Source organism: Bacillus sp. AFS012607 (assembly GCF_002558005.1).
GTDB classification, from domain to species: Bacteria; Bacillota; Bacilli; order Bacillales; family Bacillaceae_G; genus Bacillus_A; species Bacillus_A thuringiensis_S.
The window spans coordinates 387,918-411,284 of the sequence record NZ_NTVM01000002.1 but is presented as its reverse complement, the minus strand read 5'-3'; the positions used below and the strand labels follow the sequence as shown (position 1 = coordinate 411,284).

The following is a 23,367-nucleotide window of genomic DNA, read 5'->3' as shown; positions in this document are numbered from 1 at the left end:
CGATTACTATGGCACAAAACATAAATCAATTAGCAGTGAATACACTTCGTACGTTATCGATTGATGCTATTAATGCGGCAAACTCAGGTCATCCAGGTCTTCCGATGGGAGCAGCACCAATGGCTTATGCATTATGGGCGAATCATTTAAATTACAATCCTAATCACCCAGAATGGTTTAACCGTGATCGTTTCGTTTTATCGGCAGGACATGGATCTAGTCTGTTATATAGCCTACTTCATTTAGCTGGATATGACGTTTCAATTGATGACTTGAAAAACTTCAGAAAGTTAAATAGTAAAACACCAGGACATCCTGAGTTTGGTCATACTCCTGGAGTTGAAGCGACTACAGGCCCGTTAGGACAAGGGATTGCTAATGCTGTCGGAATGGCAATGGCAGAAGCTCATTTAGCAGCGAAGTTTAATAAGGATGGTCACTCTATTATAGATCACAATACGTATGCTTTAGTCGGAGATGGTGACTTAATGGAGGGTGTCGCTTATGAAGCGATGTCAATGGCAGGACATATGAAACTTGGCAAGTTAATTGTACTGTATGATTCAAATGAAATTTCACTTGATGGTGAATTAGGCATTGCTTTCTCTGAAGATATTCAGAAAAGGGCAGAATCTGTACATTGGCAATATGTAAGAGTTGAAGATGGAACCGATGTCGATGCTATTACAAAAGCCATTACATTAGCGAAAGAAAATACGGATCAACCTACTCTTATAGAAATTAGAACCATTATAGGTTATGGAAGTCCAAAAGTTGCTGGAACGAATAAAGCACATGGTAATCCGCTTGGAGTAGAAGAAGCGACAGCGACAAAATAAGTGTATGGTTGGCACTATGAGGAAGACTTCTTTGTGCCTGAAGAAGTAACAGCTCATTTTAATGAACTGAAACAAAAAGGTATTGAAAAAGAGAACGAATGGAATGAGCAATTTAACGTATACAGAGAGTCAAACCCTGCACTAGCAGATGAATTAGAAAAAGCGATTACAGGTGAGGTTTTAATTGAAGCGAAAGACATTCTATCTTTTGATACTGAAAAAACAATTTCCACTCGTGTTGCAAGTGGGGAAGCTATTAATCATTATGTGAAATCGATTCCTTCTATTTTCGGTGGAAGTGCGGATCTTTCTCATTCTACGATGACAGATATAAAAGGTGAAGCAGTATATGCAGTAGAATCATATGCTGGACGAAATATATACTTCGGTGTACGTGAACATGCAATGGGCGCGGCAGCGAATGGACTGGCTCTCCATGGAGGAGTAAAACCTTTCGTAAGTACATTCTTTGTATTTAATGATTACCTTCGTCCATCGATTCGACTGGCTGCACTGCAAAAGTTACCTGTTACTTACGTATTTACACATGATTCGATTGCTGTAGGAGAAGATGGTCCAACGCATGAACCAATTGAACAATTGGCAGCGCTTCGAGCAATTCCTGGTCTAACAGTTATCCGTCCGTCAGATGCAAATGAAACAGCAAGTGCTTGGGCGTATGCTTTACAGCAAACGGATGGTCCAGTCGTTTTAGTACTGAGCCGTCAAAATTTACCGGTGTTTAATGAAACGAAAGCGAACATAGAGAATCTCTCTAAAGGAGCTTACGTATTAACACAAACAAATGAAAATCCGGATGTAATTTTAATTGCGACAGGTTCTGAAGTATCCTTAGCTGCTAGTGCGAAAGCAAAATTAGAAGAAGAACAAGTTTCTGTTTGCATCGTTGCAATGCCGAGCTGGGAGTTATTCGATCGCCAATCGAACGAATATAAAGAATCCGTTCTTCCGTCTTCTGTAACGAAACGAGTATCTCTTGAGATGGGTGTATCTCTAGGTTGGGAACGTTATGTAGGACAAGAAGGAAAAGTACTATCAATTGAAACATTTGGAGCTTCAGGAACTGGAGCTGAAGTCATGAATCTATTTGGATTTACGACAGAAAATGTTGTTCAAATTACAAAAAATGTGTTGAATTCTTAAGCTATGACTGTGAATACCTTTCTGTACATACTAACATTTCAGTGCTGAAAGGTATTCCAGATTGTAGTGATATGGATTTTTAATAAAAGATGATTTGAGGAGGAATTATATTATGCAAGTAGGATTAATTGGGTTAGGTAAAATGGGATTAAATTTAGGGAAAAATTTAATGGATCATAAACATGAAGTAGTAGCATTTGATTTAAATACGAGCGCAGTAGAAGAAATGAAAGAGTACGGGGCAACGGGTACATCTAGTTTAAGTGAACTTGTTCAGTCATTACAATCACCAAGAATTCTTTGGGTAATGGTACCACACGCTGTTGTTGATTCTGTTATTGATGAGGTTACACCACTTTTATCAAAAGGAGATATTTTAATTGAAGCTGGTAATTCACATTATAAAGAGTCTATCCGCCGATATGAGCAATTAAAGAAAGATGGCATTCACTTTATGGATGCAGGAACTTCTGGCGGAATGGAAGGCGCTCGTAATGGTGCTTGTTACATGATCGGAGGAGATCAAGAAGCTTGGGACATCGTTGAACCTATCTTCCGCGATACTGCTGTAGAAAATGGATTCTTATATGCTGGAAAAGCTGGTAGTGGTCACTTCTTAAAAATGGTTCATAACGGAATTGAATACGGTATGATGGCTGCTATTGGTGAAGGATTTGAGATTCTAGAGAAAAGTGAATTTGACTACGATTATGAAAAAGTATCAAGAGTATGGAACAACGGTTCAGTCATTCGTTCTTGGTTAATGGAATTAACAGAAAATGCATTTTCTAAAGATGCAAAATTGGATGAGATTAAGGGTGTTATGCATTCTTCTGGTGAAGGAAAATGGACAGTAGAAACAGCATTAGACCTTCAAACAGCAACTCCTGTTATCGCAATGTCTCTATTAATGCGCTACCGCTCATTAGACAATGATACATTTACAGGAAAAGTTGTAGCAGCTCTGCGCAATGAATTTGGCGGACATGCAGTAGAAAAGAAATAAAGTGAAACTTTAATAAGTAGGGGCTTCATTCCACACCAATCGGGCTTTTACGGGATAAGCATATTAAACATGTAACTCATCAACGTTTAAAAACTGGAGGGAATTAATCATGAAATTTTTTATTGATACTGCAAATCTTGAGGATATAAAAAAAGCATATAAACTTGGAGTTTTAGCTGGTGTTACAACGAATCCTTCTTTAGTAGCAAAAGAGGGCATTAAATTTGAAGACCGTATTGCAGAAATTTGTCAGGCAGTTCCTAAAGTTGAATCTGTTTCGGCAGAAGTAACGCCAGATGCTGTTACAGCTGAAGAGATGATCGCCCAAGCAGAAGAACTGATTAAAATTAACGGTGGCGATGAAAAAGTTACAATTAAACTTCCGATGACGTTAGCTGGATTAGAAGCTTGTCGCTACCTTACTGAAAAAGGTGTGAAAACGAATGTTACACTTATTTTCACGGTGAACCAAGCACTTTTAGCTGCTCGAGCAGGTGCAACGTACGTTTCTCCATTTTTAGGACGCTTAGATGATATTTCTGAAGATGGCGTATTATTAGTTGCTAAAATTGCTGAATTATTCGATGTTCATCAACTAGATACACAAATTATTGCGGCTTCTGTTAGACATCCAGATCATGTAACTCGTGTAGCGATGGCAGGTGCTCACATTGCAACAATTCCTTATAAAGTAATTGAACAACTTGCTATGCACCCATTAACAGACCAAGGTATTGAGAAATTTGCTGCTGATTGGGCGAAAGCGCCTAAATTATAATGAAGTGAAATGTTCACTAATTGCTTTTTTACGAGAGGGTCAATCTCTATGTGACTTCATCCTATAAACTTAATCTTGATTTTGACATCTTATTACGTGAAAACAGCAATATCATATAGAAACGATTCATTTTCAAATTAGTACAATAGATATGAAAAGGCCCCCTTATGAGAGTAAAGTTAGTTAGCACGTAATTCTCATAAGGGAGAGTCTTTTTTCGTATAAACCATGGTGCTCCCAAGTATGTATGCATAATTAGTAAAGAATTGAGAGTGTTCTTTTTTAATGGTATATTCTGAAAGGGGTTACATAGTGAGATCGAAATATATGATCGGTGTAGATATTGGGACAACTAGTACAAAATCGGTTTTGTTTTCAATTGATGGATCTGTTATTGCAAGTCATGGAATTGAATATCCTTTATATTCTCCTACGCCTGAAATAGCAGAACAAGATCCAGAAGAAATCTTTCAAGCGGTGATACATACGATTAAAGAAGTTGTGCAATCAAGTAATATACAAGCGGTTGATATTCTCTGTGTTTCTTTCAGTTCGGCAATGCATAGCGTTATCGCTGTAGACGAAGATGGAAATCCGTTAACGAAATGTATCACGTGGGCAGATAATAGAAGTGCAAGCTGGGCGGAGAAAATAAAGAATGATATGAATGGTCATGAAATTTATTTACGTACTGGGACACCTATTCATCCGATGTCACCACTTTCGAAATTAGTTTGGTTACAGAATGAGCGGGTAGAATTGTTCGCAAGAAGTTATAAATTCATTTCTATTAAAGAATATGTTTTCTACAAGTTATATAAAGAATATGTAATTGATCATTCTATAGCATCAGCGACAGGGATGTTTAATTTGAAATCTTTAAAATGGGATGAAGAGGCTTTACATGTTGCGGGAATTACAGATGACAAGCTTTCTAAACTTGTTCCAACAACGCACAGTTTAACAGGATTAGATGAAGAGCTTGCCAAAGAGATGAATGTACTTGTTTCTACGCCTTTTGTAGTAGGAGCGAGTGATGGAGTACTATCTAATTTAGGTGTAAATGCAATAGACCCTGGCGTTGTGGCTGTTACAATTGGTACAAGCGGTGCGATACGTGCTGTAACAAATCGTCCTGTAACAGATCCAAAAGGTAGAATTTTTTGTTATGCGTTAACTGAAGACCATTGGGTAATCGGTGGTCCAGTTAATAACGGTGGTATGATTTTCAGATGGGCTCGTGACCAATTGGGCACTTCAGAGATTGAACTTGCGAAGCGTTTAGGAAAAGATCCATATGAAGTACTTACTGAAATAGCAGCAAATGTGAATCCTGGATCTGACGGTTTATTGTTTCATCCGTATTTAGCAGGGGAAAGAGCTCCTTTATGGAATGCAAATGCACGGGGATCTTTCTTTGGACTCGGATTGCATCATAAGAAAGAACATCTTATCCGTGCTGTTTTAGAAGGAGTAATTTATAATTTATATACCGTTCTTCTCGCTTTAAAAGAGCTAATTGGCGAACCAAAAAAAATTCAAGCAACAGGCGGTTTTGCAAGATCGGAACTTTGGAGACAGATGATGGCAGATATTTTCCATCAAGACGTATATGTTCCTGAAAGTTTCGAAAGCTCTTGCTTAGGTGCTGCAATCCTCGGTTTATATAGTTTAGGTGAAATAGATACATTATGCGTAGTTTCTGAAATGGTAGGGGCAGATTTTCATCATGGGCCAAACATGGAAAGTGTGGAAAAATATAAAGATTTAACACCAATCTATATTCGTCTGTCTCGTCAATTGGAAGAAGAATATGAAAGTATAGCAGCGTACCAAAAAAAGTGGGTTTAAAAGCTATTTATCAAGAAAATATGGTAACGTATAAAGAGGTACTCCGATTTTTTAGGATACTCTTTCAACATAAAATATTTTAAGAAGTATGATGAACGAAAAATATAGGGAGAGAGGGTTATAAAAATGAAGGATAACAAAGAGTTTATTGGATATGTTGGAACTTACACAAAAGAAAATAGTGAAGGAATATATAAGATTACTTTAGACACAGAAGCAAAAAAAATTAGTAATGTAACACTTGCCGCTAAGCTGGATAACCCTACATATGTAACGATTAACCGAAATAATGAGTATCTCTATTCCGTTGTTAAGGAAGGAGAATCTGGTGGTGTAGCTGCCTATTCAATTGATAGTAAAACTGGAGAGTTAAAGGCAGAAAACAGACAAGTAGTAGAAGGGGCTTCTCCTTGTCATGTGAGCGTTGATAGTGGGAATCATACGGTAGTTACAGCAAATTACCATAAAGGAACGATTGAGTCTTTTGAAATAAATGAAGAAAATGGAACTGTAAATCCTGCTTCATCTATTATGGCGCATGAAGGTTCAGGTCCAAATAAAGAAAGACAAGAAAAACCACATGCACATTACGCGGGATATACTCCTGATGAAAAATATGTGATAGGTGTTGATTTAGGAATTGATAAGTTAATTACGTATGAAATAAAAGATAGTACATTAACAGAAGTGAATAGTTTATCTGTAAATCCAGGGAGTGGTCCAAGACACATTACTTTTCATCCAAATGGAAAATACGCTTATGTAATGACGGAGCTTAGTTCAGAGGTTATTGCGCTAACATATAACTCGGAAGAAGGATCCTTTACAGAAGTACAGTATATTTCTACTCTTCCAGAACACTTTGATGAAAATAGTCAAGGAAGTGCTATCCATATTTCTTCTGACGGCCGTTTTGTATATGCAGGTAATCGTGGTCATAATAGTATCGCTATTTATAGCGTAGATCAAAATTCAGGTCAGCTTACATTTGTTGAACATACATCTACAGAAGGAAATTGGCCGAGGGACTTTGTATTAGATCCCACTGAAAAGTTTCTTGTTGCTACAAATGAAAAGTCACATAATCTTGTGCTATTTTCAAGAGATGAATCTACAGGAAAGTTAACACTTTTACAATCTGATGTTGCTGTGCCAGAGCCTGTTTGTGTGAAGTTTTTAAATGTTTAAGTTGTGTTCGATATAATTTCATATACTCAGAAAACAATAAAAAGCAAAGCGATATCGCTTTGCTTTTTATTGTTTCTTTTTCGGTCTACGTACTAATTCGCCGCCGCAGTTTGGACAAACGTTGTGTCTTTCTTCTGTACATGGTGCGCAAAATGTACATTCATATACACAAATGTATGCTTCAGAATCTTGTTCGAGCGATTGATTGCAAATTTGACAGTTTGTTTTCATTTGTAGTGCCATAATAAGTCTCCTTTTAGTTAGAAAATTTATAATTTAATTATAATTCATTAAATAAAAATAGTCCTTTTCAATTGAAAGGAAATCGAATGATAAAGTTATGAATTGAAACGAAAGATGCCGGTTTATTTTAAAATTGATTATTTATTACAGTTGGAATATTATGAAATAGTCAAAAGACAACAGGGGGTATAGATTTTGACTAATCATAATGATCATTTAAAAGCAAACTGCGAAAAATGCTTCGGTCTATGTTGCGTTGCATTACCGTTCGCAGCATCGGTAGATTTTGCAGTGAATAAAGATGGTGGTAAACCATGTTCCAACTTACAATCAGATTTTAAATGTAGTATACATAAAAATCTTAGAGGAAAAGGTTATAAAGGTTGTACAGTATTTGAATGTTTCGGCGCTGGGCAGAAGATTTCTCAAGTTACATTTAACGGGGTTGATTGGCGGAAAGATGCTAAGCATGCGAGAAAAATGTATGATGCTTTTCCAGTTATGCATCAACTTCATGAAATGCTTTGGTATTTGAATGAAGCGATTCTTTTAAAGGCAACACAGCCAATTCATAAAGAGCTGAAGACCGCAATTGAGGAGACAGAGCGACTTTCGAATTTAAATCCAGATGAGTTAATGAAAATAAATGTTCCAGTGCATAGGGCAGAGGTAAACATTCTTCTTTTAGAAACGAGCGAATTAGTATGGAAGGAAATGAATACTGCGCGTAAGAAACGAATCATACACCGCGGTGCAGACCTTATGGGAGCAAATCTGAAAAAGAAAGATTTACAAGGTGCAAATTTAAGAGGAGCATATTTAATTGCGGCAAACTTAAATGGAGCAGACTTACGAGGGGCAGATCTCATCGGAGCAGATTTACGAGATGCAGATATTCGCGGGACTGATTTTACAAATAGTATTTTCCTGACGCAAGTTCAAGTTAATGCGGCTAGAGGGGACAAACATACGAAATTACCGAAATTATTGTCTCGTCCATCGCATTGGAGTGCGTAAAGAGTGAGGAGTATTTAGTGTGGATATATTTCAGTATTTAGAAGAGGTGCAAGAGGATGCCTTTTCGTTAGCAGTAGAGCAAATAGAAGCGAAGTATTATGATATTTGTTGCATGTTGGCGTCTACAGAATATGCAGAACGAATTAAAGCAATTGATTTAGAGTCATATAAGGAAAGTATTAGAGTAGGTTTGGATGCAGCTGTAGAAATGGCTACTAATGAAGAAGCAAAGGCGATTTATTTTGAGTATGATCTTGATAACGAGTGGAATAGTCAGTTTTATCCCGCATTAACGGGCAGTAAGACCCCCACCTCAAAATTCAGCGAAAGCAAAGAAGTTACGTGGGAAGTCAACTGCCCGTAAAAGCCCGATTGGTTCAACTAATAATCAGTGGGGATGAAGAACGCCCCCACTGATTAAAGTTTCACTTTATATTTGTGAGGAATATGTTTCAATGGAAGAAGAGGACGATAATTGGGCTTCAGAATGGACATATAATATTGAGGGGCCGGGGTCTGTAGAATTAGCGGATATGTATAATGAAAATGGCTTTGACACAAGTGAAAAAGCAATCGGTATAACTTTATATTTAATTGCTAAAACGCTGTGTAGTTTTATAAGTGTACGTAGTGAAGTGCAAAGTAATATACCGATTTGTATTGGTTTTCACGACCAAGATCCAATTATACGAACAGGCAGAGACTAAGAATCTCTGCCTGCTTTTTATTTCTTTTCAAAAGTAGTAATTAAAACGCTACATATAATGAGAATACCACCAATGAAAAAGTTACTATTTAATGTTTCATTTAAGAGCAACCAACCAAGTAACGATCCAACGATAGGTTGGAAGAAGAAAAATAAGGAACCGATGCTTGCATCCAGTAATTCTAATCCTTTATTCCAAAGGAAAAAGGCACCTGCTGTTGAGACGATTCCTAAGTATAATACGCCTAATATTACGTACGTATTTACTGTTCCGATAGAGGCCGCTTGTAGCTCCCATATCATAAAAGGTGTAATAAAAAAGAGTGAAAAGAAAATTGCGTACGTTGTAATAACTAAGGATGAAAATTGGATTGAAGCGATTTTTACATAAATAGATAGTAAAGCCCACGTAATAGCGGCTCCAACTAAAATGATTGTTCCGATAAAATAGGAGCCGATTTCAATATCCCATCCGATTACGATAATGACACCGATTGTCGCTATTATAGTAGATAAAAGTCTACGAGCAGTTAGTTTTTCTTTCAAAATGAGCGCTGCAAATATAACCATAAATGCAGGTGTAGCTGATGTAACTAACGAGCCTGTATGAGCGTCGGATAATTTTGTTCCGATAAATTGGCATGTGATTGAAATGAAATAGCCGATAAATCCAATCCAAGCGAATAATAGCCAATCTTTTTTGCGAATGGTTGCTTTTTTCTTTTGCTTTTTCTCAGCTATTTTCAAAATGAAATACAAAACAACAAAAGCGATAATAAAGCGTAACCAAACGAGTGTCAGTGGTGGGATAAAATCGAGTATGTATTTGCTAACAACATACATACCACCCCATATACTTGCTGTTAGTGATAAATATATAGCTCCTAAAATTGTTTGTTTCATGTAAAGTACCTCCGTCTATTTTTAGGGTAATATGAGTTCCCTAAGACGAGGCGTAGTGTATGTGCTAAATGAATGCCCGTCTTAGTTTATAGACGGCCTACAGGCTGATCGTTTTCGAATGAAGTGTTGTAGTACATGAGTGCATTCCTCCTTCATATTTTATAATGATATTATAACTTAATTTTCAGTTTATTGTACTGGGTTATTTTTTTAGAAATAGAACGGTATGTTCTAAAATAAGAAAATTTGAAAAGAACAGGTGATTTCATAAATATATTTGGCTAGCACGTAATTAATGAAATTTAATAATTTAATTATATAAGTAGAATCATATTCTATAAGTTTAAGAAAATATATGAAGTTGTGTATAAATTGTGAATAATAAACCGTCACGTTTGACTGTACAGTTTATGTGTTGTATGATGTAAGTAATATAAACAAGGGGGGAAGATCGTTGGGAAGGTGTATCGAATCGGACAGTTGGCTCTCATGGCTCACGTGTCGAAACGAACGATTGATTATTATACGAATCTAGGTATCTTAAAAGCGGAGCGATCTCAATCTAATTATCGCTATTACGACGAAACAGCATTTGAGACATTACAATTTATTGAGAAGTGCAAAGAAATGCATATGCCGCTTTGTGAGATTAAAGAGAAAATCGAGGAGAAGAAGAAGCTGCTCGGTATCAATGAACACGTTTCGAAACAAGTGAATGAAGTGACAGACCATATTCACCGATTAGAAGTGGAGCTTACTGAGTTAAAACCGCTTTTAGATGAATTGACTGATTCACAACGTGAAAAAATATCGAAATCTTTATCAGGTCAAACGACAGCTTTAATACAGACACTTGCTCTATTATTATAGAATAAGTGAAATCCGACCTCTTTAATTTTTGTATCGGGCTATGTTTTCTAACAAATAAATAAGAAAACATTATAGTATACAGGAGGTGGACACCTTAGTTTTTTAACTAAGGGGATTCATTGGAAATATTTAATTTAGTCATGGTTGCGATTTTAATCGCATTTACTGGATTTTTCGTAGCAGCAGAGTTTGCGATTGTAAAGATACGTTCAAGCCGTATCGATCAGCTTGTTGCGGAAGGAAAACGCGGTGCTTTAGCAGCGAAAAAGGTAACAACAAATTTAGATGAATATTTATCTGCTTGTCAATTAGGTATTACAGTTACAGCTATGGGATTAGGTTGGTTAGGTGAACCGACAATCGAAAAGTTATTACACCCGTTATTTGAGAAATGGAACTTAAATCCTTCTATTTCATCAGTATTAACATTTGGTCTTGCTTTTATGATTATGACGTATTTACACGTTGTAGTAGGGGAATTAGCTCCGAAAACGATGGCAATTCAAAAGGCTGAAAGGGTAACGTTATTATTGGCAGGTCCATTAATGATGTTCTATAAAGTAATGTATCCATTTATTTGGGTATTGAACGGTTCAGCTCGTGTGATAACTGGTTTATTCGGTTTAAAGCCAGCTTCAGAACATGAAGTAGCTCATACAGAAGAAGAATTACGTCTTATCCTTTCAGATAGCTATGAAAGCGGCGAAATTAATCAAGCTGAATACAAGTATGTAAATAACATTTTTGAATTTGATAATCGTATTGCGAAAGAGATTATGGTACCGCGAACAGAAATCATTGGTTTCTACCTGGAAGATTCAGTAGAAGAACACATGAAAGTAATCCAAAATGAGCGATACACACGTTATCCGATTTTTGGGGAAGATAAAGATGATATTATCGGTATGGTCAACGTAAAAGATTTCTTTATTCGATATATGACCGAGGATCAAAAAGATTTATCATTTATTCGCTCGTATATGCGTCCGATTATTGAAGTGATGGAAACGACTCCAATTCACGATTTATTACTTCAAATGCAGAAAAAGCGAATTCCGATGGCTGTTTTATATGATGAGTACGGAGGAACAGCCGGAATTGTAACGCTTGAAGATATCTTGGAGGAAATCGTCGGCGAAATTCGTGACGAATATGATGAAGATGAAGCACCACCAATTCAACATGTGAACGAGCAACATATCATTGTTGATGGAAAAGTGCTTATCTCAGAAGTGAAAGATTTATTTGGATTACACATCGAAGAAGATGATGTGGATACAATCGGTGGATGGATTATGATGCAAAATCATGAAATCGAAGAAGGACAACACGTTGAGGCGGAAGGTTATGAATTTAAAGTGTTAGAAAAAGACGCTTACCAAATTAAACGTGTTGAAATTCGTAAGATGGAACAAGAACAAGAAGAAGAGAAAGCAGCAACTGTGTAAGTTGCTGCTTTTCTTCTAAAGTACAAAAAATGAGAACTTAGGAGCGGATATTTTGATTCAAGAAGCCTTACGTGTATATCGATTACAATTGTATGTGATCTTTAGTGGTTTACTACTTATGTGGACGATTACTCCGTTTGGAAAACAAGTGACAGGGTTTGGTATTGGATTAGCAGTAAGCGCCTATTGTCTTTGGTTATTAGCTCGCAGGGTGGAGAAACTCGGAAAAAGTATCGTAATGAAGGAAAAGGCTCCTGGGTTAGGAGTTCTAAACCGATTTGCAGCTGCCATTTTAGGAGCAATCATCATGTATGAAATTGAGCATGAAATGGAAATGTGGGCATTTGGTACAGGCATTTTAGGTGGTCACTTTTTAATGATTGCAAATTTAGCTTATGCGAATATGCAGTTAGTGAAAGAGGAAGAGGAAGAGAAGCAAAGGGAACATGCTTCGAAAAACATAGAGCTATGATGAAAGGGGCCTAATGGGGTTCCTTTTTTGTGTTTAAGTGAGCTAATGAAAGGAATCAATTTTACGACAAATATAATACGCTTCTTTTTTTCGTTTTTCAATAGTATGAAAAATAATGTAAAAAAATTTAAAAACCCATCGATTTCTAAAGGTTATGTATGTTATTATGACAAAAGACTTTTTGAAAGAGGTGGATACCAATGTTACAAGCGTTACTTATTTTTGTGCTTCAAATTATTTATGTTCCAATTTTAACAATCCGTACGATTTTGCTTGTAAAGAATCAAACAAGATCCGCTGCTGGTGTTGGATTGTTAGAAGGAGCTATTTACATTGTCAGTTTAGGTATTGTGTTTCAAGATTTATCAAATTGGATGAACATCGTTGCCTATGTCATTGGCTTTAGTACAGGACTTTTATTAGGCGGTTATATAGAGAATAAATTAGCAATTGGTTATATTACGTATCAAGTTAGTTTACTAGACCGTTGTAATGAATTAGTAGATGAACTACGTCACTCTGGATTTGGTGTTACGGTATTTGAAGGCGAAGGAATTAATTCTATACGTTATCGCTTAGATATCGTTGCAAAGCGCTCTAGAGAGAAAGAACTGTTAGAAATCATTAATAAAATTGCACCGAAAGCGTTTATGTCTTCTTATGAAATCCGTTCATTTAAAGGCGGATATTTAACGAAGGCGATGAAGAAGAGAGCGTTAATGAAGAAGAAAGATGAACATGCATCGTAAAGAAAAGGGGGTAGTGCAGCTTTAAAAGCATGGCATAATCCCAAAATAAAAAGAGAGGAATCAAGTTTGAAAAAGATTCCTCTCTTTTTTATGTATTATTTTTTTCTACTCTTTCTTAAATTAACAAGTAACCATACAACTTGAATAATTATTGGTAATATAAATGCAATTAATAAAACGATAAAGGCTATTAATTTCAGCTCAGGTGTTTGAGTAACACCGGTCCCATCAACCTCTCTTAGCAAAATGATAGCTGTCAATATCCCGAAAGCTATAATCCAAAATATGTTACCAATCCACCAATAAATCCATCTTCTTTTCATGCTAGCACCCCTTATATTTACCCACTGTTAAAAGTAAATTTTCGTTCGTTACATTTATAATGAAATGCCTATAAAATTAATTTTTTTTAACTGTATACCTAACTTGTTTAAAGGTTACCATTTCTCCATCTTTATCATCATCTTTTGTTTGCAAAAGTTGAACTTTTGGCTTGTAGTCCGTCCTATGAGCGTGTTCGATATCTTTAATGTTAAGCTTGTAGGATTCACCATTATTAATTTTTTGTTCCAATACTTTTTTATTAGCAACATAAATAAAGGTCACTTTATTTTCATCAATGCCCTCGGTCTTAATTTCTAATTCATTATCTTTTGTTGTAATGGTTGGTGTTAATAATTCCATACTGCCGTTTCCAGTTTCTAAAGAATTTCCTGCAATAGCTGAACATCCGGATAATATGATTCCGGTGAATAGAAGAACAGCTAATTTCTGTTTCATAACATCCCTCAATTCCATGTGAATTTTGATTTTGGTATTGCTAGATTACTAGTGTGGAGCGTAAATGTTTAGTTAGTACCCTTTTAATTGTACCATAATATGTAAATTAAAACAGGATGTATATCCAATTTAAGGGAGATTAAAAAATTTACTGATTGTTGTAAATTCGTGTGTTTTAGCTTCTATTTCAATCGAAATGTAGACGAGAGAAAGAAATTTTTTTATAGAAATTATAATTTTTACATTTTACAATAATGATAGGGAATAGATGAATTCATTTACTTCGGAGGTAGTTATTTGAACATTAATGAGAAGGCAATTGAAATGTTTGAACAAAATAAATATCAGGAAGCAATGGAACTGTTTCAACAAGCAGTACATGAATCTAGAGACGTACAATCTCTCAATAATCTGGCTTGGATGTACTTTTATGAGGAAGAGAATGATGATAAAGCTCTTGAATTAATAAGAGAAGTTGTTAAGTTGAATCCTTCTTCATACTTTCCTTATAACATCTTAGGGGAAATTTACACGAAACAAGAAAAATGGGAAGAAGCGAAAGAAGTATTGCAAAAATCTATTTCGATGCAACCATCGGATGAAGCATTTCACAATGTAGCTGTAGCGCATTATAACCTTGGAGAGTTAGAAAAAGCTTCGGAATTTTTTTTGCGAGTTGCAGGGGATTCGGACTATATAATGTATAGCTATGTAAAATGCTTAATTGATTTAGGGCGAACGACAGAAGCGAAAGAGAAGTTAGATGCTTTTAACAGGAAATCTGATAATTTTTTAGGAGAAATTCATGTAGCAGATTTATATGTTGAGTTGAATTGCTATAACGAAGCAATTGAATGGTTCGAAAAGGGATACAAAGAAGTTTGGAAAAGTCCTAACTGGATTGGTAGGTTTGTATATGCTCTATATAAAGCTAATAATTTCTCCCGTATAAATGAAGTTATACAGGAATCTATCGAAGCGAAAACATCAGAAATAGAAGATGTTCAGAATGAAGAAGTAGAAGAAAACTGGACAGAAAAAGATAAGAAAGAGTTAATTGAGGAATATACAGAAGAGAATAATTGTTATAAAACAATGATAGAACGTATCAAATCTGGATATGTTCCAGGGTTAGAATTTGAAACTTATCATTTAGGGGGGGGCTATTTATTTAGTTGTAAAAGACATAATCATCTTGAATATGAAAAATAAAAAGATTCGACTGTCAAGTATGATGGTCGAATTTTTTTATTATAGGTTGCTTGTCTAAAGGTACCATTTCAATTGTAATGTGTTAAAGAGGTTTCGTCTCATTACATAGGTATATATCCTCTTTAGAGCTCCCTTTTTTAATATTTAAAATATGGAGTGAAATAAAACCAATAACTCCTATTCCGCCGAAAATAAGCCATGGTGTATACATTCCGTTTAAATTGGATGTAAACGATGTCCCGGTATAGTTACCGATGATAAAACCAAATGCGAGTGATAGTTGATAAAATCCGAAGAAAGTGGCTGTATATGATTCATTACTGTAATTTGCAATAGCGATATCAGCGTTAGGTAATACGAGTGTTTCACCGATTGTAAATAAAATTACACAAATAAAGAGCCAATATGGGTGTTGAAATAAAGGAATGAGTAAAAAGGAAATACTCATTAATAAAACACCGTATTTAATAATCGAAAGTGTGTTGTATTTGTGGAATAATTTTCGGAATAATACCATAAATATGACGCCTGTTATCGCATTTATCGTAATAACGAGTGTAGCAAGTTGATTGCTATTACTAATGTTTTTCATATGAAGTGGAAGTGCGACAGTAAGCTGAGTAAACATAATATAGAAGAAAATCATGATAAAGGAAAACAGAAGGAAAGACTTGTTTTGTAAGATGGCCTGTATTCCTAATGTAATAGACGTGTTTTCAGTAGTGACATGGAAGTGATTTTTAAGTAAGGAAAAGATAAAAGCAAATAACAGCATAAGAGATCCTGTTAGAGAGAAAGCGTAGAGTGGATCGAGTAAGAGTAAGAACCCTCCTGCAATTGGTCCGATTATTGCACCGCAATTAAAGCTAAGGTTTAAATATGTAAATAAATTTTTTCTCAAATGAGCTGGCTGTGAGCCAAATATAGCGCGAGCGGCAGGTTCGTAAAATGCAGTTCCGAAGCCAATAAGTGCAGAAGAAATAGAAATTGTATAGAAATCAGAGCATATTCCTAAAGCGATAAATCCGATTCCTCTCAAAAATAAACCAGCTATCATCATAATGATATAGCCTATTTTGTCAGCAATTAACCCTGAGAATAATGGGATAACTCGTGATGTAATTGTCATAACCGTCAACACTGTTCCTACTTGGACAGCAGAAAAATGAAGAAAGGTTAATAGATAAATAGCTAAAAATGCGTATACTGCAAAATACCCAAAAGACATAAAAAATGAAGAAATAAGCATGAAACGTATCGGTGTTGAGAAACTTTTCATAGAAATCCCCCTAATTATGTAACCAGTAAAATTATTTGATGGTTAACTATTTTATACTATAATTATACATAAAGTCAGAAAAAAGTAAATTTTAAGAAGAAGGTGGATCGAATTGAATCAAAACGCTCCAAATGAACTAGAATATATTCGGGAATTTTTAAATACATGGAGAATACCAAACGATACGAGAGAGCCAATTGATTTGCTGCAAACAAAAGAAGATATAAAGCTCTTTATGAAAGAATATTTTGATGAAGAGTTTCCATTTCATACGATAGAGGAATTAAGAGGTTTTCGAGAAGATATTCGGATGACAATTGAAGGCGAAGGATCATTGCAAAAATGGTTAGAGGAATACCCATTTCATGTACATATAAAGGAAGATATGAAAGGTATTACATATGAACCAGTATATGAAGAGAATGTGTATACAAAAGTGCTAAGCATTGTGTTAATGTCAATTCAAGAAAATGTGTGGGGAAGGTTAAAAGCATGTCCAGATTGTCGCTGGGTATTTTATGATTATTCGCGAAATGGAAGTAAAAGATGGTGCGGTATGTATGCTGGAGAAGAAGGAGGAAGAGCATGCGGGACGATTGCAAAAGTGAAAAACTACCGGGCGAAGAGAAAAGGGCGATCTGGTTATGATATGTAAGTAATATTAGAGAAAGAAAAATGGATGGGGGGAATGATATGGAAGGCACACAAATGTTAGCTTTAAACAAAAAGTGTTGGGATACAGTTGCACCATATTTCTTTCAAGTGGATTGTTTACCGAAATATGGTCCGTATACGGCGTCTGAAGATGAGATTCATTTGTTCGATTCAATTAGAAATAAAAAAGTTCTTGATATTGGGTGTGGAAGTGGACATTCGTTGCAATATATGGCAGAGCATAGGGCAGAGGAAGTATGGGGTCTTGATCTTTCAAGTGAACAAATTAAAACAGCGAATAAAACGTAAAAGCGTTGGAATCCAAAGTTAATATGCGGAGCAATGGAAGAAGAAGGAGATATTCAGAAAGGGTATTTTGATATTATATATTCCATTTATGCATTAGGTTGGACTTCAAATTTAGGAAAAACAGTAGAGTTTATATATTCCTATTTAAAGCCAGGAGAAAGTTTTATTTTTAGTTGGGAGCACCCAGTATATTCAAACTTACAATATGGTACAGAAGAAGTTGCTATAAAGTCTTCTTATCATGAGGAAACGTCCATTACGTTTGAAACATTTAAAGGAGAAAATGTACAAGCGATATTATATAAGAGAAAAATAAGTACATATATAAATGAGTTAAATAGAGCAGGCTTTATAATTGAGAGAATAGAAGAGCCTGAACCATCGAGCTCGTTTGATGGAGAACTAGCTGAGCCGTCTACGAAATATTATTCTTTATATAAAGCTAGGATGGTACCAACTACTTTTATTATTAAGGCGAGGAAATAAATTGTTTTATAAAAAGAAGCCTATCGTTTCAAATAGTTGAAATGATAGGCTTCTTTATTTTTAAAAAATAAGGTCAGAGGTGTACTTTTTTTTTAAAAATGCATTTCATATAAAAGGTGTAATGATTTTAGGGAAGGGGGATTGTTGTGCGTCATCATAAAAATTGCAAAAAATTCGGAGTGGCACTGCCTCTTCCGCTTATAGGTGCAACTGGTCCAATAGGTAATAGTGGCCCTGTAGGTCCAACTGGAGGGCATGAAGGTCCTGTTGGTCCAACAGGGACGACTGGACCGACGGGAGCAACTGGTCCCCAAGGACCTCAAGGTATCAGGGGAATACAAGGTTCGCGAGGGACAACAGGAGCGCAGGGAATACAAGGAGCTGTTGGTGATACCGGAGAGCAAGGTATAACTGGTCCAACTGGCCTCCAAGGTGCTCAAGGATTAATCGGAAACCAAGGTCCAATTGGTGATATTGGGGTACAAGGATTAGAAGGAACACAGGGAGCTACGGGTCCTGCTGGTAGTCAAGGAATACAGGGCATACAAGGAATACAAGGGGAAGTAGGTGAGCGAGGACAAACGGGGGCACAAGGAATACAAGGAGAGAGAGGGGTAACTGGAGTTCCAGGGGTAACTGGTTCCCAAGGTCCTCAAGGTGTTCAAGGGATACAAGGAGAGCAAGGGGCTACTGGTATACAAGGAGAAGACGGCGCTCAAGGAATACAAGGAATTACTGGAGAACAAGGACACCAAGGTGATCAAGGGGCACAAGGTGTAGTAGGACCAACTGGTTCTACTGGAATACAAGGTCCTCAAGGTATAAGCGGAATAAAGGGAATAACCGGTGTAACAGGCCCTCAAGGTCCACAAGGAGTTCAAGGAATACAAGGAGTAAGTGGATCCACAGGTTTTCAAGGAGCAAAAGGAGTACGAGGGATAACAGGAGCAACTGGTCCTACTGGTACACAAGGCTCAGAAGGACCACCGGGTGGTCCGACGGGAACAACCGGTCCAATTGGTCCATCTAGTGGAGTGACTGGTCCATCAGGTCCACCCGGCCCGCCAGGAGGTCCAACAGGTCCAACGGGTGCGACTGGTTCAACAGGTGTAAGCGGAGGGATAGGACCAATTGGAGCGCAAGGAGTGCAAGGTATAACAGGTCCAACAGGTCCTCAAGGTGTAAGGGGAGTCCAAGGTTCCCAAGGTGTAGTTGGAGCAGTTGGAGTCCAAGGGGCACAAGGTCCTCAAGGTAACCCAGGTATAACGGGTCCAACGGGTGCAGAAGGTTCTCAAGGAATACAAGGTACGCGTGGAGTAACTGGTCCGACAGGTGCAGAAGGCCCTAAAGGTATTCAAGGTATTCAAGGTGTAATAGGCCCAACAGGTGCACAAGGAATGGTGGGAGTACAAGGGATAGCCGGTCCAGCTGGTGTTACAGGAGCGGAAGGAGTTCAAGGTGAACAAGGAATCCGAGGAGCAACTGGTCCAGCTGGAGCGCAAGGTATACAAGGAGTACAAGGAATTCAAGGGGAAACAGGAGCAGCTGGAGCACAAGGTCCTCAAGGAGTTCAAGGGATACAAGGGACTACGGGATTGACGGGTGCACAAGGTGCACAAGGTCTTCAAGGAGTGCAAGGAATAATCGGTCCGACTGGAGCTATTGGTTTGCAAGGTCCTCAAGGATTACAAGGAATAACGGGTCCAACAGGAGTTCAAGGAGTGCAAGGAATACAAGGAGTGCAAGGAATAATCGGTCCAACAGGAGCACAAGGAATTAGAGGTCCCCAAGGAAATACAGGGGAGGTCGGTATAACTGGCCCTCAAGGAGTCCAAGGGGCACAAGGTAGTCAAGGACCCCAAGGCCCACAAGGGAATATTGGAATTACTGGTGCAACGGGTGAAACTGGAGCTACTGGAGCAACCGGGTCAACTGGACCACAAGGTGTGCAAGGTGTTCAAGGGATTACGGGAATACAAGGAATAACAGGAATGACAGGCGATATAGGTGCAACGGGTCCGCAAGGAATACAAGGTATACAAGGAATTCAAGGTTTGCAAGGCCCAATTGGAGCAAGTGGGGTGACAGGTGCTAGTGGTAGTATAGGCCCAGTTGGAGCGCAAGGTAGTCAGGGGCAAAACGGAGCGGTTGGACCAACAGGCGCAACTGGTAATGTAGGATCAATAGGTTTCTCGGGGATAGCAGGAGCGACTGGAGCGACTGGTTTACCTAGTGGGGGCGGTTATTTCTTTTCCACTGCAACGAGTACAATTGCAGCGAGTGCGCTAATACCAATTAATTCTGGTTCTACAATTTTTGGAGCAGGAGTTAGTTTAACAAATGCGACAACTATAACGTTAAGTACGCCAGGGATATATTTAATAAGTTATTATTTTCAAGGGGATGCAATTTTGGGGAATGAAACGATTTCGGTAAGGCTTGTTTTAAACGGAACGCAAGTCGCAGGGAGTTTTATTCTTTATGTTACAAAAGGTAATTTTATATTAGAACCAGCGATTTCAAATACGATGGTAATTGAAGTTACTTCTCCAAATTCCACTTTGTCATTACAAAATGGTCCATTAGCTATTGGGCATGTAACGACATTAGCGGGAGTAATAACAGCTAGCTTAAACATATTACAAATAGTTTGATGCGTTACAAACGGGAGGAGATGCTTGTGAAGAATCAAGATAAGTGTAGTAAGTTTCAAGCACCTATTCCTTTTCCGCCGCCAGGTATTACGGGGCCCACTGGACCAACCGGTCCAACAGGTGCTTTAGGTGGACCAACTGGACCGCAGGGAATACAAGGCGTACAAGGTCCAATCGGTCCAACAGGTCCGACAGGAATACAAGGGGTGCAAGGGGTACAGGGAGAAAATGGTCCAACAGGTCCAACAGGTTTAACTGGACCACAAGGCTCTCAAGGTAGTCAAGGACCTATGGGAGAACAAGGCCCACAGGGAATACAAGGTGTTCAAGGAATTCAAGGCGAAAGAGGTCCGACAGGTCCAACTGGTATTCAGGGGATACAAGGAATTCCTGGTCCAATCGGTCCAACAGGTTCAACAGGAATACAAGGCATACAAGGAATGCAAGGGGAAGTCGGTCCGACAGGTCCAACAGGAATACAAGGTATACAAGGAGTGCAAGGGGACAATGGTCCAACAGGTCCGACTGGAAATACTGGTATACAAGGTGTTCAAGGTAATTTAGGAAGTAGTGGTTTACAAGGTATAACAGGAATACAAGGAATACAGGGTCTAATTGGTCCAACAGGCCCAACAGGTTCTCAAGGAATCCAAGGGGAACAGGGGCCAATGGGGCCACAAGGGGAAACTGGTGTTCAAGGTTTACAAGGTCCCCAGGGAGAAATGGGGCAGGTAGGTCCAACCGGTTCTCAAGGAATCCAAGGAGTGCAAGGTGTAATCGGTCCGACAGGGGCAACTGGTTTACAAGGGGATCCAGGTCCAACTGGATCAACCGGATCAACTGGGATAACCGGTCCGACTGGTTCTGCAACGGGTCCAACAGGAGCAACCGGTCCAACCGGTCCTCCGGGAGGCCCAACCGGTCCAACCGGTCCAGCAGGATCACCAGGGGGTCCAACTGGTCCGACAGGAGCAACAGGGGCAACAGGGGCGACAGGAGCAACAGGGGCAACAGGGGCGACAGGAGCAACAGGAGCAACAGGAATCCAAGGAGTGCAAGGAATACAGGGTCCAACAGGAGCAACCGGTTTAACAGGTTTGCAAGGGGTACAGGGGCCGATGGGGGCAACAGGTCCAACGGGTGACCAAGGCATTCAAGGTCCACAAGGGATACAAGGAGTAACCGGCCCGACAGGTCCGCAAGGTCTACAAGGATTACAAGGCTCAATCGGCCCAACCGGTCCGACAGGTCCCCAAGGAGTGCAAGGGGCACAGGGTCCAATCGGTCCAACCGGCCCACAAGGGGTTCAAGGTATACAAGGTGAGCAAGGAGTAAGGGGAGCGACAGGTCCAACTGGTTTACAAGGTCTACAAGGCGTACAAGGTCCGAGTGGCCCAACTGGCCCACAAGGAGTGCAAGGCGTACAAGGTCCGAGTGGCATAACAGGCCCAACCGGTCCTCAAGGAATACAAGGTATCCAGGGACCGCAAGGAAGTATAGGCCCAACCGGTCCTCAAGGAATACAAGGAGTGCAAGGTCCCCAAGGTCCAACAGGTCCGACAGGGGCAACGGGTCCTCAAGGAATTCAGGGAATCCAAGGTCCGATTGGTCCAACTGGTCCCCAAGGAATTCAGGGGATACAAGGAGTGCAAGGTCCAATCGGCCCAACTGGTCCAACCGGCCCTCAAGGTCTACAAGGAATAACCGGCCAGGCGGGCCCAACCGGTCCAACAGGAGCAACCGGTCCGACTGGAGAAACGGGTCCCCAAGGTCCTCAAGGAATTCAAGGATCACAAGGAGAAATGGGTCCAACGGGAGCAACCGGCCCGACTGGAGAAACGGGTCCCCAAGGTCTTCAAGGAATCCAAGGTCCCCAAGGGATAACGGGTCCAACGGGAGCAACCGGCCCGACTGGAGAAACGGGTCCCCAAGGTCTTCAAGGAATCCAAGGTCTCCAAGGGATAACAGGTTCGACGGGAGCAACCGGCCAGACGGGAGTGACTGGTGCCACTGGCCCGACTGGAATACAAGGCATACAAGGAATAACTGGAGCAACAGGGGGAACGGGAGTAACAGGCCCAACCGGCGCCACTGGTCCAACCGGCTTAACTGGAGCAACAGGATCATCTGCTATATCGACAGGTGGTGGCTATTTCTTTTCTACATCAACAAGCACAATTGCAGCAAGTGCCAATATTCCAATTAACTCGGGATCCACTGTATATGGAACTGGTGTATCTTTAACTAGTGCTACAACTGTCACAGTATCGACGCCAGGAATATATTTAGTAAGCTACTATTTCCAAGGGGACGCGACTGGTGGGAATGAAGTAGTATCTGTAAGATTACTATTAAATGGAACACAAGTAACAGGGAGTTTTATACAAAATGTAACGACATCAACTGTAGTATTGGAACCATCTATTTCAAATACGCTTCTTGTAAATGTAGCTAGTGCAAATTCAACGTTTATATTACAAAATGGCCCGCTCGGTGTTGGGCATGTGACTACAATAGCAGGTACGATTACGGCAAGTTTAAATGTAGTGAGAATATTATAAGAAATATAAAAACACAAGGAATGTCTTTTTAGACACACCTTGTGTTTTTGATGTTAAATGAACAATTTTTTATCCTGCATTAACGGGCAGTAAGACACCCGCTACAAAATTCAGCTAGAGTAAAGAAGTTAGGTGATAGATCAACGGACCGTAAAAGCCCGATTGGTTTAACTAATAATCAGTGGGGATGCCCCCACT

The 23,367-nt window shown here is 38.8% G+C and carries 18 protein-coding genes and 3 pseudogenes; 16 read left to right on the top strand and 5 right to left on the bottom strand.

The genetic code is table 11. The annotated features are described in order from the left end of the window. Positions 1-8: 8 nt before the first annotated feature. The 5 genes and pseudogenes from tkt (at position 9) to CN409_RS02480 (ending at position 6,826) form a co-directional block, all read left to right on the top strand. Positions 9-2,003: pseudogene (gene tkt / locus CN409_RS02500) on the top strand (transketolase). Between the two features lie 112 nt (positions 2,004-2,115). Then, positions 2,116-3,009: a phosphogluconate dehydrogenase (NAD(+)-dependent, decarboxylating) gene (gene gnd / locus CN409_RS02495; RefSeq protein WP_001195925.1), complete on the top strand. Its 894-nt coding sequence runs from the start codon at positions 2,116-2,118 to the stop codon at positions 3,007-3,009. Between the two features lie 109 nt (positions 3,010-3,118). Continuing rightward, complete coding sequence (gene fsa / locus CN409_RS02490) at positions 3,119-3,787, top strand: fructose-6-phosphate aldolase (RefSeq protein ID WP_000667676.1); 669 nt, start codon at positions 3,119-3,121, stop codon at positions 3,785-3,787. Positions 3,788-4,114: 327 nt separating this feature from the next. Next, entirely contained in the window at positions 4,115-5,638 is a 1,524-nt protein-coding gene (gene gntK, locus CN409_RS02485) for a gluconokinase (RefSeq protein WP_033669680.1), read from the top strand. A gap of 126 nt (positions 5,639-5,764) precedes the next feature. Beyond that, the gene (locus tag CN409_RS02480; RefSeq protein ID WP_000654322.1) at positions 5,765-6,826 is read left to right on the top strand and encodes a lactonase family protein; all 1,062 of its coding nucleotides are present in this window, start codon (positions 5,765-5,767) and stop codon (positions 6,824-6,826) included. A 66-nt stretch (positions 6,827-6,892) separates the two neighbouring features. Here CN409_RS02480 and CN409_RS02475 read toward each other — a convergent pair whose 3' ends face one another. Next, positions 6,893-7,069, bottom strand: coding sequence for a DUF1272 domain-containing protein (locus tag CN409_RS02475; RefSeq protein WP_001207878.1), 177 nt, complete (start codon positions 7,067-7,069; stop codon positions 6,893-6,895). Positions 7,070-7,264: 195 nt separating this feature from the next. On the opposite strand from CN409_RS02475, the gene CN409_RS02470 reads away from it, so the two are divergent. Further along, positions 7,265-8,086, top strand: coding sequence for a pentapeptide repeat-containing protein (locus CN409_RS02470; protein WP_000181441.1), 822 nt, complete (start codon positions 7,265-7,267; stop codon positions 8,084-8,086). 19 nt (positions 8,087-8,105) lie between these two features. Then, positions 8,106-8,793 (top strand): annotated as a pseudogene (locus tag CN409_RS32730) (hypothetical protein). 17 nt (positions 8,794-8,810) lie between these two features. Here the strand turns inward: CN409_RS32730 and CN409_RS02455 are convergent. Further along, the gene (locus CN409_RS02455) at positions 8,811-9,695 is read right to left on the bottom strand and encodes a DMT family transporter (RefSeq protein WP_000814767.1); all 885 of its coding nucleotides are present in this window, start codon (positions 9,693-9,695) and stop codon (positions 8,811-8,813) included. Positions 9,696-10,157: 462 nt separating this feature from the next. Here CN409_RS02455 and CN409_RS02450 point away from each other — a divergent pair, with 462 nt between their 5' ends. The 4 genes from CN409_RS02450 to CN409_RS02435 all read left to right on the top strand — a co-directional run bounded on the left by CN409_RS02450 (position 10,158) and on the right by CN409_RS02435 (position 13,234). Further along, positions 10,158-10,565, top strand: coding sequence for a MerR family transcriptional regulator (locus CN409_RS02450; RefSeq protein WP_000285639.1), 408 nt, complete (start codon positions 10,158-10,160; stop codon positions 10,563-10,565). Positions 10,566-10,684: 119 nt separating this feature from the next. Next, complete coding sequence (locus CN409_RS02445) at positions 10,685-12,013, top strand: hemolysin family protein (RefSeq protein ID WP_000402254.1); 1,329 nt, start codon at positions 10,685-10,687, stop codon at positions 12,011-12,013. Positions 12,014-12,065: 52 nt separating this feature from the next. Then, on the top strand, positions 12,066-12,485 hold the full coding sequence (locus CN409_RS02440) for an ATP synthase subunit I (protein ID WP_000613871.1): 420 nt from the start codon (positions 12,066-12,068) through the stop codon (positions 12,483-12,485). A 200-nt stretch (positions 12,486-12,685) separates the two neighbouring features. Continuing rightward, the gene (locus CN409_RS02435) at positions 12,686-13,234 is read left to right on the top strand and encodes a DUF2179 domain-containing protein (protein ID WP_000938443.1); all 549 of its coding nucleotides are present in this window, start codon (positions 12,686-12,688) and stop codon (positions 13,232-13,234) included. 95 nt (positions 13,235-13,329) lie between these two features. On the opposite strand, the gene CN409_RS02430 is transcribed toward CN409_RS02435, so the two are convergent. Continuing rightward, on the bottom strand, positions 13,330-13,557 hold the full coding sequence (locus CN409_RS02430; protein ID WP_000830329.1) for a DUF3923 family protein: 228 nt from the start codon (positions 13,555-13,557) through the stop codon (positions 13,330-13,332). A 76-nt stretch (positions 13,558-13,633) separates the two neighbouring features. Then, positions 13,634-14,014 carry a hypothetical protein gene (locus tag CN409_RS02425; protein ID WP_000810640.1) on the bottom strand — a complete coding sequence of 127 codons (381 nt, stop codon included), beginning with the start codon at positions 14,012-14,014 and terminating at the stop codon, positions 13,634-13,636. Between the two features lie 297 nt (positions 14,015-14,311). Here CN409_RS02425 and CN409_RS02420 point away from each other — a divergent pair, with 297 nt between their 5' ends. After that, complete coding sequence (locus tag CN409_RS02420; protein WP_086396926.1) at positions 14,312-15,226, top strand: tetratricopeptide repeat protein; 915 nt, start codon at positions 14,312-14,314, stop codon at positions 15,224-15,226. Positions 15,227-15,308: 82 nt separating this feature from the next. On the opposite strand, the gene CN409_RS02415 is transcribed toward CN409_RS02420, so the two are convergent. Beyond that, entirely contained in the window at positions 15,309-16,505 is a 1,197-nt protein-coding gene (locus CN409_RS02415; protein WP_097981019.1) for an MDR family MFS transporter, read from the bottom strand. 112 nt (positions 16,506-16,617) lie between these two features. Between CN409_RS02415 and CN409_RS02410 the strand changes: the two genes are divergently transcribed. The 4 genes and pseudogenes from CN409_RS02410 (at position 16,618) to CN409_RS02390 (ending at position 23,169) form a co-directional block, all read left to right on the top strand. After that, on the top strand, positions 16,618-17,160 hold the full coding sequence (locus CN409_RS02410) for a CGNR zinc finger domain-containing protein (protein WP_141527677.1): 543 nt from the start codon (positions 16,618-16,620) through the stop codon (positions 17,158-17,160). A gap of 38 nt (positions 17,161-17,198) precedes the next feature. Continuing rightward, a pseudogene (locus CN409_RS32225) lies at positions 17,199-17,954 on the top strand (class I SAM-dependent methyltransferase). Positions 17,955-18,100: 146 nt separating this feature from the next. After that, on the top strand, positions 18,101-20,608 hold the full coding sequence (locus tag CN409_RS02395; RefSeq protein ID WP_140159758.1) for a collagen-like protein: 2,508 nt from the start codon (positions 18,101-18,103) through the stop codon (positions 20,606-20,608). 20 nt (positions 20,609-20,628) lie between these two features. Next, positions 20,629-23,169 carry a BC_3345 family exosporium-associated protein gene (locus tag CN409_RS02390; protein ID WP_097981016.1) on the top strand — a complete coding sequence of 847 codons (2,541 nt, stop codon included), beginning with the start codon at positions 20,629-20,631 and terminating at the stop codon, positions 23,167-23,169. Positions 23,170-23,367: the final 198 nt, after the last annotated feature.